Raw genomic sequence first — 12,674 nt, forward strand, 5'->3', positions numbered from 1 at the left:
CGACGAGCGCCGACCGCATAAGAGGTTCCGAAGAGTGCCGGGCTAGTAGCCCAGCGCGAACTTCGCGTCTTCGGACATCCGGTCCGGCGTCCAGGGCGGGCTGAACGTCATGGTGGACTCGACGGACGTCACTCCGTCGAGCTCGGTCACGAACTCCTCGATTTGCTCGGAGACCTGCGGGCCGATCGGGCACCCGGGCGAGGTCAGCGAGAACGTGACGTGCACGTCACCGGCAGAGACCTCGATTCCGTAGATCAGGCCCAACTCGACGAAGTCCAGACCCAACTCGGGGTCGATCACGTTGGTAAGAGCGGCTTCGACATCCTCGGGGGAGGGCATGGCCTTGAGTCTAGCCCGGCGTTCGGAGTAGGTTGACATCGCCATCGTCTCCTACAGCGAACACCCCCCGGTGATCTGCTGTGCGGGAGACGAGGACCGGTCCACCCAAAGCCTGCGGCGTCCCGCGATGTCGCGGGCCCTGCGCGCGGGTGGCACGGTCTTCGTCGACCTCCACGAGCTGGTCTTCGCCGACCCCTCGTTGATGGTCGACCTCGCGATGGTGGCGCAGCGGCTGCGCCAGGCCGGCGGTCACCTCCGCCTCCGCGGGGCCCAGCCCCAGATCCAGCGGCTCATCGAGCTGGTCGGGCTGCACCGGCTGCCGAACGTGATCCTGGATCCGGGCGCCGCGCCGGCGTAAGCCGCGCACCCGCCCGCCCCGCACGCGACACTCGACCGCGTAGCCTTGGGGCCCGGATGCCCTTCCTGCTCCTGTTGGCTCTTTTCGTGGTCGTCCCGATCCTGGAGATCTACGTGATCATCCAGGTCGGCCAGGCGATCGGCGCGCTGTGGACGATCGCCTTGCTGATCGCCGACTCGATCCTCGGCAGCCTGTTGATGAAGTCCCAAGGCCGCGCGGCGTGGCGGCGCTTTCAGACGGCGCTGGCCGAAGGCCGGATGCCGGCGCGTGAGGTGCTCGACGGCGTGCTGGTGATCTTCGGCGGCGCGTTCCTGCTGACGCCGGGGTTCTGCAGTGACATCGTCGGCGCGCTGCTGCTGTTGCCGCCAACCCGCGCGGTGATCCGGCGGATCGTGGCGCGGCGGTTCACGTTCGGGCTGGTCGGAGATGTGCCGAGCCCGCGGGTACGGTCCGCCCGCCCCCGTGGGGCCGGTGGGCCAGGTACCCCGCGCAACCCCGCCGGCGGCGGCTTCGACGTCGAGGGCACCGCAACGGAGATCGATCCCAGGAGGCTTCCTTGACCGTGAGCGTCGACCACGAGGTGCCGCGCGAGCTGGCCGAGGGGCTCAGCGACGCGGTGACCGTCGCGTTCAGCGATCCGGAGGCCGATGTCTGCGGCGTCGCCCGGATCGGCCGTGCGATGACGGGCGGCGAGGTCGTCACCAGCGGCTTGGCGGTGCTGTTTGCCGGCGGCCAGCCGGTGGCGGTCCGGGCCGAGGGTGGTGTGCCGGCCGGCGAGGGTGTCGGCTGGGGCGGCGCGGAGGCCGCGGGCGTGTGGACCGAGGTCGTCGACCCGCTGCGCGCCTGGCGCATGCACTTCGACGACGAGGACGGCCAGCACGGGTTCTTGTTGGACTTGGAGTCGGTGTCGGCTCCTGCCGAGCTTGACGCCGAGGTGCCGGCCGGCAAGCTCGGCGGCATGCAGGGCTACGACCAGCTGGTGAAGGTGACTGGCAAGGTCACGATCGGCGGCGTCGAGCGGAGCTTCGTGGGCCGCGGTCAGCGCGGCCATTCCTGGGGCGCCCCGGACTGGGACAAGCTGACGATGGCGCGCACGATCGGTGTCTGGCTGGAGGGCGACGCGGGCGTGACGCTGACCGCGGTGCGGCCCGTCAAGGCGGCGTCGCACGCCGACGAGGCGATCCACGCCGTGCTACTGGGGCGTGACGGCGAGACCGACGAGCAGCTCTCGCTGGTCGTTGCCGATCCGCGCGTGTCGACGACGTACGACAGCGACGGCCGCCAGCGCCACGCGGGCCTGGAGCTGTATGAGACCGACGAGGCGCCCTACGCGCGCCGAGCGGCCGGTGAGGTGTCATGCGGCACGACGCTGGATCTCGGCCGGCTGCGGCTGGACTGTGCGTTCTTCACGTGGCGCATGGACGGCCGGGCGGGCGTCGGGCGCTACGACGTGCTGCGACGCGTCGACTGACGCGCTGGCTTCGACTCAGTTGTCGGAGCCGAGTCGGTCCCACAGGTAGAGCTCGATGCACTCTTGCGCGAGCTCCAGCGACCGCTCGCGCGAGAGGCGCGGTAGGACGGTCTCCAGCGCTTGCTCTTCGGCGACGCCTGCCTCGAAGGCCTCCTCGCCGCGGAAGCCCGCCGCGATCTTCAGCGCCTCGCGCCGGTTCTCGCCGAGCGTCGGGAAGACGTTCATCAGGAAGTCGCGGTTGGCGATCGGCTGCCCGACCTCCAGCGCCGCGTGCCACGCGGCGAGCATCGACAGGTCGTGCTCGTCGAGGTCGGCGACGGCCTTGGCGTAGTGCGTGTCCAACTCGCGCTCGGGGATCTCATCCACCCAAGCGCGAACGAGCTCGCCAAGCAGCTGCCGGCGTGCCTCACGGCCGACAGACTCTGCGATGACGCGAATCGCGTCGTGAGGTTCGATGAAGCAGAGGGGCATGGGAGCTCCCGGCGCTCGAGGACTGGACGGCGTGACGGTACGACCCCGGTCGGACGGCAAACCCCCGTTGTTCGCGGGCCTTTCCGAAGGCCCTGCACGTTGCGGCAATTGGTCAGATGCGCCAGCGGATGGTGGCCTGGCGGGTCGCCCGGCTGGTGTCGGCATCGCCGGCGTAGCTGACGGCCACCGTTCCCGCGCGCGCCCGCGCGAGGGAACGCGGCAACGTGAAGGTCGTGTGGAAGGCTCGCGCGCGGATGACGGAGTGGCGCGTGAGGGTTCGGGCGCGACCGGCGACCCGGGTCCGGAAGCGGACGGTCACGCGTCCGGAGGCGCGAGCGGAGATCGTGCCGCGGAGGGTTATCTGACGGCCGCGATGGCTCAGCGCGCGGATCTTGAGCTTCGGGGAGGCCTTGAGGGTGGGCCGTGGCGTGGGGTTCGGCGTCGTGGGCGGAGGCGTTGGCGTCGTTGGCGTGGGGTCTGGGGTGGGCGTCGCGTCCGGGCCGAGCGCCGGTGGCGCGTAGCGCAGCGCGAGGGTCGCCGCAGCCGAGGGCGCCTCGTGGCCCAGCGCATCGACGAGCCAGACGCGCAGGCTCGCGTCGCCTTCGGCGGGCAGGACAAGGCCGTCGACTGCTGTGAGCGACGGCGCTGTCTGTGTTGCGCTGCACGTCGCGCCCTGGCACAGCTGGTAGCGCGCGGCGACGATCGGCGAGCCCGCATCTGGGGGAAGCGACCAGTGCGCTTCGAAGCGGTTCGCGGTCGACGAGGGTGCGGGTGAGACCAGCCCGATGGGCGCGGCAGGCGCGTTGTTGTCGGTGAGTAGCGACGACGGTCGATCGATGCGCGTCTCGTTGCCGGCGGCGTCAACTGCGCTGACCGCGATCTGGTGCACACCGTCCGCCAGCCCGGCCGTCGGCAGCCCGACCGTGCCGGATGATTCATCGGTGCAGGGCCGCGGCCGGTCATAGCTGCAGCTGCGCTGCAGGGTCGCGATCAACGAGCCATCCGCGTAGACCCGCGTCGCGGAGATGCCGGTGATGTCTGACGAGGCAAGCGCCAGCGGCAGCGTCCCCTGCGACCACGTGTCTGCGGTCCAACCGTCGCCGATGGGCGTGCCAATCATCGGCGGGTCCGGATCGGAAATCGTCAGGAACGCGCTGAAGATCTCGGCGTCGACGTGCGTAAGCGTGGAGCCGTTGCCACAGGTGTGGACGTCGCTGTCACCGCAGTAGAGGCCGACGATGATCGAGCTTGCGGAGAGGCCCGGGAGATCACGATACGACGACCGGTTCGTCGTCGTATCGTCGTTCGGAAACCAGTCGTCGCCACCCGCGAAGCACGTCGATTGGCCGCCGATGACGCAGGTGTCGATGATGTTGCTGCGGGTGCTGAGCGAGATGTAGGGCTGGTAGTTGTCCTCGGCACCGATGTGAATGGCTCGCCAGTAGCGCAGACGCGTAATCGTTGTCCCGGCCAGCGGCTCGAACGCCAACTCGACGCGATCTCCAACGTCGGCCTCCGGAGCCCCACCCGTGCTGGTAAGCCGATCGCTGGCCCAGATCCCCGCCTGCTGAAAGCTCGTAGGAAATCCCGGCGGCCGGTTCGAAGGCGGACAGTCGATACCGATTGCAAGCGCGTCAGCATTGGTGTTTGTGATTATCGCCCAACCGTTCGCTGTGCCTGTCTCGCCACAACTCTGCATGACGAAGCCCCCACCGCCATTGACCGGACCGACGTCTGCGGGCAACGGCCGATCCTGAGCCTTCGCCACCGGCGGGAATATCGCCGCTGCCAGAACAACGAGGACAACATTGACCCAGGTGTGGCGACGTTGAACGGGCATGGTGTGGACGACACGGAGCGCAGGGCTACCTCACAGAATGAAGGCTCAGCAGTACTGAAGAACCTCTGATCCGCTGAGGATCACGGTACGTGATCGACACTTGACTGACCGTTCCTGAGACCGGTGTCCGGAATCGGTCATCCATCACGTGCAAGATGTCCACTAAGGCTGGGAAGGCTCGGCGCTTTGTGCGGGTGTAGATCTGCACCTGAGCCACCATGCCCCGAGGCTTGTTCTTGAAGCGCATCGAAAGAACGGCGCGCCGCAGTCGGACCGAGACCACAGATGGCTTGGGAAGGCGCGCCTGGGAGCGCTCGCCTCCCAAGGGTGCGATCACCGGTAGGCCCGCGGCGTGCCCTCCACTTAAGGGCATCGCGATCGTGCCGACCGACGGCCCGGTAGACGCAGGCAACTGCGGGTCGGTGGCACCGCCGCTCTGAGCGACCTGGGGCACCATTGTGTGGCCGAGCGCAAGCTGACCCTCGAGTCCGACAGCGGCGAACGCCGCACCGACGTCGAGACGAGACCCGGCCGAGGCAATCTGAGCGCTGCTCATCAAAGCCTGCTCGGCCTGATCGACTGTCGAACCGGGACTTAGCTGACGGAGCTCGGTCAGAGCGCCCGCGACGAACGCGGTCGACTCACTTGACCCCGACGCCCAAGCCGCGGCACCATCGAAGAGAGCAGCGTCGAGCGGGCAGCCCGACGCCCAGAGGTCGACTTCGGGACCAGAGGCGGCGAAGCTGCACCGAGCACCGACGTTGTCAGCAGCTCCGATCGCCAGGACCGGGCCATAGCCTGCCGGCCAGTCCACTACGCCGCGGTGATTGCCTGCCGCCGCGACGACGTCGAGACCGACGAAACGAGCGCTGCTGACCATGTCCTCGACGGTCGCCATTCCCCCGGCGTCTAGCCCGGACACCACCGCACCCCCCAACGACAACGAGATCACCTTGATGTTGTAGGTATTGCGAAATGCGACACATCGCTGAATGGCCCGCGCCAAGTCGGTACCGCCGAAGCTCACCCCATCCCGCGACGCTCGCACCGACACCACGTTGATCGACGGCGCCGCCCCCACCATGCCGAAGCCGTTGTAGGGCGCGGCGGCGATCATGGACATGAGGGTGCCGTGGTGGTCGGGGCTGCGGTCGGTGCCGGGCTCACCGTCGACAGAGAGGCGGGCGACGACGTTAGAGGTGTCGGGGTTGGGGTCGTTGCCGGTGTCCACGATGCAGACCGCGGCACGTTGGGCGGGCGCGGGGATCCAGGTGGAGTCGGTCGCGTTAGCGGCCGCCGCCTGGCTGGTGAAGACCTCCTCCGCCGGGACCGGACAAGCGAAGACGAGGCTGATCGCCGTCGTGGCAAGCGCAACGGCCCACGGGGCAAAGCGGCCGCGCAACACACGGTTCGGACGAGCGCGGGCGGCGCCTGCGGGCAAACGCTGCGCACAAGCCCCGCTGACCAGTCCGGACTGGCCTCGAGCCCTACCGGCAGCCGCCATGGCCGCCAGCACGCCCCCGCCCGGGGCGGCGGGCATCGCCCGCCGCCCCGGCAACTCGCGGCATGCCGCAAGCGCCTCGAGGGTTCTGTTGCTAGCGCGCAACGGTGACCTTCACAGGCTTGGAGGCCGTGGCCAGATACGGATAGTCGACCTGGCCCTTGCTCACCTGCACACGCAGCGCATAGGTGATCTTGCCGCTGGTCCGCGTGAACTTATAGGCGTAAGCAAACGCGCCCTTGCGGTTGGTCTTGATCTGGGCGAACGGACGCCAGCGATGGCCGTCCTTCCACTGGACCGCCAACGTGACACCACGAGTCGGAACCTCGCCGCCGGCCAGCTTGCCGCGTAAGGTGACGGCCTGACCGTTGTGCAAGTGCTTGCGGTTGGCCTTCACCACCACCTTGCCCTTGACCGCCACCTTGAGCGTCGCGGTCGCGCGTGCGATCGGGTCGTCGGCGTACATCCGGTAGCCCACCGTGACCGCCCGGCCCGCGCCCTTGGCCAGCCGCAGCGTGGCGTGTCCGGCGCCATCGGTCGTCACGTCGGCGGCCACAGCCGCCTTGGTGCCAACGCGGGTCGCGATGTCGAGCTGCGCGGCCTCGATCGCCTTGCCGCTCGTGGTGCAGGTCAAATGCGCCTGGACAGTCGACGCCCTGCCAAAGCCGAGCCTCATCTGGCCGCCAAGCACGTGCTCGAACTTCAGCGTCGCGCGATCCTGCGGACAGGTGGCCCCGGCAGGCTCACCGGCGATACGGCCGCGGAAGATGTGCTCCATGGTGGCGGTGATCGAGACTCCAGGCAGCACCGGTGCGCCCGGAACCGATGGGCTCGAGCCGTTGTTGCCGTTGCTCCCATCAGTGCCGTCACTGCCATCCTTGCCGGGATCCGGCTTCGGCGTGATCGGGCCCGCACTGCTCGGCGCGGCGACGATGCCGGTGGGCTGCGAGTACACGCTGACCGAGTCGGCCACGTTTGTCGCCGTGACAAGCAGACGTAAGCGATGGCCAACGTCGTCTGCCGTCGGCGTGTAGCTCAGCCTGGTGGCTCCGGGGATCGCGGCACAGGACGCGATGGTCCCGTGGCCATCGCACTGCACCCAGCCCCTAACGATGTTGAGGTTCGGCCCGGTCCAGGTGCCGTCACTCGATGCCGAGATCACGTGGCCGACGACCGGGTTCACCGCCGGATCCTGGTCGGCGTAGAGAGGCAACTGCGTGTTCACCGGCGGATGGTTCGCCACCAACCGCGAGCCCGTCCACACCGTCGCCTCCCGCTGCGCCACATCCACGACCTTGAACGTGATCGTGTGCCGGCCGTCCGCGAGGGCCGTGGTGTCGAACGACTCCTCCGCGTTGACCGAGGCCGGGCACGGCTTGGGCCAGGAGAAGCTCCAGACGCCGTTCTCGGTGCCGTCGATCTGGCAATGCCCGGTGTTGATGTCGATCACGTGATCGACCGCCGTCGCCTGACCATCGACGTAAAGGCGCAGGCGCGCGATGCCCCCGCCGAGATCGGAGGCCGAGTAGCTGAGGGCCTCGCTGCCTTTGAGCGTCGTGTCGGTGGTCACGCTGCCGGACGCAGCGCCAACGGTGGGCGGTAGGTCGTCGGTGAGGTAGAGCTTGGGGTCAAAGAGCGACGACCACCCCACCGAGCCCGCGCAGCCCGCGTGCCCGTTGGGGCCGTCGCAGAGCACCCGTGCGGTGATCGCGGTGCTGTTGCCCACCGACCAGTCGATCGTCCGCTTGTTGGCCACCGTCGCCTGACGATCGCTGTAAGTCAGCCCAACGTGGCCGGCGCCGTCAAGGAACTGAATGAGGCCCTGGTTGACGTCGTCATAGATCTTGGTCCAGCCGGCGTAGTCGCTGACGAAGCGCGCGATGGTCGTCTGCGGCGGCGCGGTGTAGGTCCAGCCGACGGAAGCACCGATCGGGATGCCCGCCCCGGGATTCATCTCCGAGTGCAGGCCACCCCAGGGGCAGTTGTTGGCGTTGGCGTTGCCGACCATCGAGTAGGCGCTGGCCTGCCAACCGCCGTAGGCGTCAAAGAGATCGCTGCCGGTCACGCAGCCCTTGTGGATGTAGATGCCGGCGGCCTGCGACGGTGCGCTGGAGACGAAGGTCATCGCCAGGGCGCCGAGCAGGACGGCAAGTCGGGCGCGCCAAGGGCGGCGGCCATGGATGAGGGGATGCAACGTGGATTCCTTTCTCGTGTGCAAGTTCGTGGTGGTGGCTCAGGGCTGCGGCGCGAACTCGCCGCGGGTGCTATCCGAACTGGGAGCGACCGGCTGCGGGGCAGTCGCGCGGACCGCCTTCGGAACGACGCCGAGGACCGGCGAGGGCATGAGATCTCCGCCGCGTGGGGCGAACTCGTTGCGCCGCCTGACCGACGCCCGCACGCCGACGCGCTGGGTCCGATGGACAAGACGCGCCGCGACCTTGGGCGGCGCAGCGCGACCAGCGGTCGTCGTCGAGACTGGTCGCGTGGGCGTCACGACCGCAGCGCGCCGCACCGGCGCCACCCGCCCCGTCCGCGCGGCCACGCCGCGATGGCCGGCACCGTGCTCGGACTCCTGCGCCACCACCAACCCACCGCCCGCCGTCGCGACCGCACCCGCGGCAAGCAGGCCCGCCAGCTTCGCCCCGCCGATCCCCAGGAAGCCGGCCCCGCCAACAGCCGCGCCGCCCGCATCGCCGCCGCCTCCAACGCCGGTCAGCAGCCGCTCCAGCAATCCCGACAACTTCGCGCCGACGCTCACCAGCCCGACCGGCAGCACCGCCTTCAGCGGCCGCTGCGACTGGTGCAGCCCGCGCAAGGTCGCCCGGCATGCGGGGCAGTTGCGCAGATGCGGCCGCGCTTCGGTGAGCTGCGCCGCGGTCGCCTCGCCGGCGACCATCGCCGACAGGACCGGCTGCCAGCGCTGACACTCCGCCCCGGCCTCGATGCCCTCAAAGCGCTCCAAGAAGCTCTTGCGACCTTCGGTGAGCGCACGATTGACTTTCGTTCTTGAAAACCCGGTGGCCTCGGAGATCTCGGCGTAGGAATGGCCAAAAGCCTTGAGCCCCATGGCACGCCGCTCCTGCGGCTTGAGTCGCCGCAGCGCCTCGGCAGCGCGTCGAGCACGGTCCTTGGCCAGGAAGCGCTCCTCGGGCGTGGACACCTCAGACGCAACATGGAGATCGAAGTCGATCGCCTCGTAAGGCACCGAGCCGGAGCGCACGCGACGCAGTTCCTGCGCCTCCCGTTTGACGACAACATGGATCCACTTATGCGCTGAGCGCGGGTCGAGCGTCCTCGCCCGCCGCAGGAAGATCTCCATCGAGCGCTGATAGGCGTCGTGCGCATCGTCGGGGCACAGGCTGTTGCGGTAAGCCGTCCGCAGCAGCGACTCGGCTTGCGTCGAGACGATGCGCATGACCAGCTCCTGCGCTTGATCGTGGGTGAGCCGGGTCCGAGCGTCTGGCTCGGACGAGGCGTGGTTGTCCATATCCCGGTCCTTCGGGGTGCGAGTGGCGCGTTGATGTCCTTAGGGCCATCGCCAGATTTCTCGCCCCCCTGATTTCAATCAGAGGTCCGAGTGACGACGTCCGCCCATCGGTGAGCGGTGCCCCGAGGTATCGCGAGCAAGCGCCGAAGACCCAAGCCCGGGTTCGGACATCCGTCGCCGACCATCCAAAGGCTGCGGTCCGCCAGCGAACGACGCCTTGTGCGCATCGCCACGCAAATTCCCGCTCAGAGCGGGAATCTCACTATGGCCAAAAGAACCTTTAGCGATGGAGACCCCGAACAACTCCGATCGGACAGCATCCACCGTCTGTCCAGATCCAGATCCGGCTCCAACACACCCCAGGCGCCTCGCGCCTAGGTGCAGCCTCCGTGCCCATGCACGAGCTCGGCCGCGAGCGCGTCGCGGTTCAACCGCGGTGGCGAGTCGTTTGTCTTGACACCCGCGTCCCTCAAGGACGACAACACAGCAGACGCGCCCTGGTAGGACGACCAGGCGACGTCCGTCGGTGCGAACCCGAGGCGCGCGAGGAAGCGCGCGCGAAAGGCGAGTGGCATCGGCGCCGCCCCCGTGACGACGATCGCCGTCTCGTGCCCGTTCGGGTAGATGTCGCTGCGCGCCGAGCAGGCCACGCTCTTCAGCGCGGCGTCGCCCAGCGCCACCGCTGGGATGCCGGCCTCGTTGAGCAGCGTGATCGCCGGCTCGGCCTGACCCGTCCCCACGTTGGTGATGACCGCGCCGGCCTGTGTGTCCTGCAGCGAGGTCCGCGCGTTGTTGACGGCATCGGCCGTGGCACGCGCCGCGTCGTCAGAGACCTGCTTGCCCGCGTAGTTGACGCGGAACACGCCCGCGCGCCCACCGCGCTCGGCCAGCGCGAGCTTGACGCCCGCGGCGACCTGGCGGTAGTCGCTCGCCGTCGCGCTGACCCACAGCGACACCGTCGGCGCGCCGGCCGCAATGGTGCTCTTGGACTCCGAGCCGCAGCCGGCGACCGCCAGCACCGCCAACGCGCACGCCAAGGCGCGCCCCAACGCGACGCGCCCCACCTACAGCCCCAGCGCCCGCGCGATCCGGTCGCGCTCGCCGGCGTCCAGCGCCACCGTCGCGCCGGCCGTGTAGCGCTCGGCATCGGCCGGCGCCGCCCAGTTGTAGAGCGCCAGGTCCAGCGACTCGACCGGGACGTCGACGCCGTGGGCCAGCTCGCGCTGACGGCGCTGCAGCAGGACCGGGTCGCCGATGCCCAGCAGCCGCTTGGCCGAGAGCGCGACCGGATCGGTCGGCGTGGCGGCGGCGAGGTGCATCGTCCACGGGTCGAGCTCGACGAGCCCGAGCCGGTGGGCCAGGATCAGGAACTCCATCCGCTGCGGCCGGCCGAAGCCCGGCAGGCCCAGGCGCTCGAAGGCGCGGTCGTAGCGGTGCTGCAGCGTCCACGTCTCCTCGCCGGCCAGCGCTGGGATCTGCCCGCCCAGCCGCTCGGCCCACGCCCGGTAGGCGACCAGCGCCGCCGCGCCGCGCTTGGGGTCAAACGCCGTGCGCGGGCCGGTCTGCACACCCTCGAGGTCGGGCAGCTCGCCGGAGGCCCAGGTCGTCCGGGCAGCCGCGATGCCCACCCACGGATCCCCCGCGTCCAGCGGCGAGAAGAACGCGATCAGGAAGGTCAGCCACGCCGCCTCCTCACGATCGCCCATGCCGGCGACCTCGCCGTACAGACCGGGAGGCGCGTCGGACAGCTCGCGCAGGCGCGCGGCGCTGAACGCCAACTCGTCGGCCAACCGGCCGGCGTCGACGCTCGACCGCAGGCCCGGGATCAGGTCGTGCTCGTAGCCGTCGTCGGGCGCGCGCTGCACCCGGCGCACCGTCATCCCGGAGGAGACGGACTTGCGCGGCGCGCGCACGGCGGTCGAGCCGGCAGGCCGCGAGGGGCGCCGGGCAACCGAGCGCGTCGGGCTGGAAACCTGCTCCTTCTTGGAGCAGATCGGGCAGTTCTCGACGAGCCGGTTGTGGCGGCAGAAGGTGGGCACGCCTTCAGTGTAAGTGCACGAGCCCGCCCTCCCCCCAAACGCACGACGGGCGCCTATAGGCGCCCGTCGCAGCAGTCGCAGAACGCGGGCCGCGCCCTAGGCGTGGCAGGTGGCCGACTGGCGCTTCTTGACGACGTCGTAACCCAGGCGGGTCGAGTTGTCGGGGCCGATCAGGCCGGCGTCGAAGTCGTTGGAAGAGTCCGCGCCGTTGAACTGGTAGATGTACAAGCGCTTGATCTGCGGGAACTTCTTGGGCATAGAGAACATGCACTTCAGCGCCTGGGCGGCCTTTGCCTCACCGGCCACGACGCCGCGCAGCTTGAGCTGGCCGCCCGTCTCGGTCAGCCAGACCTCCGACTTCTTGTTGTTGATCTCCTTGATCAACCGCGAGGTGCGCGAGGTCGAGCCGCGGTTCGTGTCGCTGTAGTTGTGGATGCCCCAGTACTTGGGCGTGCCCTTGACGTACTTCTTGAACTTGCGCAGGTAGCTGACCGCGCCGCCAACGTTGAAGCCGTCGAGGATGTCGATCGCGACGACCTTGCGGCCCACGAAGACCGACTTGGCGGCCGAGTAGTACTGGGCGACGAGCTTCGGGCCGGTGGCCGACTTGCAGATCTTCGCCGGCTGACCCTCCATGCGACCAGCCGCCTGACAGACGTTGACCTCGTTCCAGGGCGAGATGTCGAACTTCGGGCCGTACTTCTTCTTGAAGGCCTTCAGCGCCTTGGTGTAGGTCGCCACGGACGGCGCCTTGTTGTACTTCGACGACAGGCGCGAGTGCTCGAACGAGATCAGCATCGTCTGGTGGGCGAGCTTGGCGTTGTGGATCCAGGAATCCAGCTTCTGCTTCTCACCCGGCTCGCTGAGCACGTCGTAGGGGGCGATGTAGCGAGCGACCTTCAGCTTCAACGGCGCGTAGAGCGGGTTGGTGAAGGTCGAGGCCTGCTGATCGGAGATGCCCACGGTGACCGCAGACGCGCTGGCCGGCACGAGCGCGGCGGCGGCGAGGGCGGCGATGGGCAGGAAGGTGGCAACGAGACGTCGCATCGGAATGCGGGTGCTCCTTTGTCGGCGTCGAGGGACGGGGAGTTGGGTCGGCGCGCGGTGTGCTTCGGCGCGCTGAGAACCAAGACAGCGTAGCCACCATCGAAGTTGCGGTGCCGCGTCC

12 protein-coding genes are annotated in these 12,674 nt (G+C 69.1%); 3 read left to right on the top strand and 9 right to left on the bottom strand.

The features are described 5' to 3' along the window. Positions 1 to 42: 42 nt before the first annotated feature. Complete coding sequence (locus VGO10_RS08945; protein WP_327467353.1) at positions 43 to 339, bottom strand: metal-sulfur cluster assembly factor; 297 nt, start codon at positions 337 to 339, stop codon at positions 43 to 45. A 70-nt stretch (positions 340 to 409) separates the two neighbouring features. Between VGO10_RS08945 and VGO10_RS08950 the strand changes: the two genes are divergently transcribed. Genes VGO10_RS08950 through VGO10_RS08960 form a run of 3 tightly spaced genes read left to right on the top strand, consistent with a single transcriptional unit; the run spans position 410 to position 2,168 of the window. Continuing rightward, positions 410 to 697, top strand: a complete 288-nt coding sequence (locus tag VGO10_RS08950; RefSeq protein ID WP_327467355.1) for an STAS domain-containing protein — start codon at positions 410 to 412, stop codon at positions 695 to 697. A gap of 56 nt (positions 698 to 753) precedes the next feature. Further along, positions 754 to 1,257: an FxsA family protein gene (locus VGO10_RS08955; RefSeq protein ID WP_327467357.1), complete on the top strand. Its 504-nt coding sequence runs from the start codon at positions 754 to 756 to the stop codon at positions 1,255 to 1,257. A 2-nt stretch (positions 1,258 to 1,259) separates the two neighbouring features. Continuing rightward, positions 1,260 to 2,168 (top strand): hypothetical protein, encoded by a 909-nt coding sequence (locus VGO10_RS08960; RefSeq protein ID WP_327467359.1) that lies wholly within the window; start codon positions 1,260 to 1,262, stop codon positions 2,166 to 2,168. 15 nt (positions 2,169 to 2,183) lie between these two features. Here VGO10_RS08960 and VGO10_RS08965 read toward each other — a convergent pair whose 3' ends face one another. From VGO10_RS08965 to VGO10_RS09000, 8 genes are all read right to left on the bottom strand, one after another. Further along, on the bottom strand, positions 2,184 to 2,639 hold the full coding sequence (locus tag VGO10_RS08965) for a hypothetical protein (RefSeq protein WP_327467361.1): 456 nt from the start codon (positions 2,637 to 2,639) through the stop codon (positions 2,184 to 2,186). 112 nt (positions 2,640 to 2,751) lie between these two features. Continuing rightward, the gene (locus VGO10_RS08970) at positions 2,752 to 4,128 is read right to left on the bottom strand and encodes a hypothetical protein (protein WP_327467363.1); all 1,377 of its coding nucleotides are present in this window, start codon (positions 4,126 to 4,128) and stop codon (positions 2,752 to 2,754) included. A 376-nt stretch (positions 4,129 to 4,504) separates the two neighbouring features. After that, complete coding sequence (locus VGO10_RS08975; protein WP_327467365.1) at positions 4,505 to 5,884, bottom strand: S8 family peptidase; 1,380 nt, start codon at positions 5,882 to 5,884, stop codon at positions 4,505 to 4,507. A gap of 190 nt (positions 5,885 to 6,074) precedes the next feature. Then, positions 6,075 to 8,174: an Ig-like domain-containing protein gene (locus VGO10_RS08980; protein WP_327467367.1), complete on the bottom strand. Its 2,100-nt coding sequence runs from the start codon at positions 8,172 to 8,174 to the stop codon at positions 6,075 to 6,077. A gap of 39 nt (positions 8,175 to 8,213) precedes the next feature. Next, positions 8,214 to 9,467 (bottom strand): sigma-70 family RNA polymerase sigma factor, encoded by a 1,254-nt coding sequence (locus VGO10_RS08985; RefSeq protein ID WP_327467368.1) that lies wholly within the window; start codon positions 9,465 to 9,467, stop codon positions 8,214 to 8,216. Positions 9,468 to 9,841: 374 nt separating this feature from the next. Further along, a complete protein-coding gene (locus VGO10_RS08990; RefSeq protein WP_327467369.1) occupies positions 9,842 to 10,504 on the bottom strand; it encodes a hypothetical protein in 663 nt (220 codons plus the stop codon). 27 nt (positions 10,505 to 10,531) lie between these two features. Continuing rightward, positions 10,532 to 11,506, bottom strand: a complete 975-nt coding sequence (locus tag VGO10_RS08995) for a hypothetical protein (protein ID WP_327467370.1) — start codon at positions 11,504 to 11,506, stop codon at positions 10,532 to 10,534. Between the two features lie 96 nt (positions 11,507 to 11,602). After that, positions 11,603 to 12,553 carry a hypothetical protein gene (locus VGO10_RS09000; protein WP_327467371.1) on the bottom strand — a complete coding sequence of 317 codons (951 nt, stop codon included), beginning with the start codon at positions 12,551 to 12,553 and terminating at the stop codon, positions 11,603 to 11,605. Positions 12,554 to 12,674 lie beyond the last annotated feature (121 nt).

This window comes from Baekduia sp., assembly GCF_035996765.1.
In the GTDB taxonomy this organism is placed as follows: Bacteria; Actinomycetota; Thermoleophilia; order Solirubrobacterales; family Solirubrobacteraceae; genus Baekduia.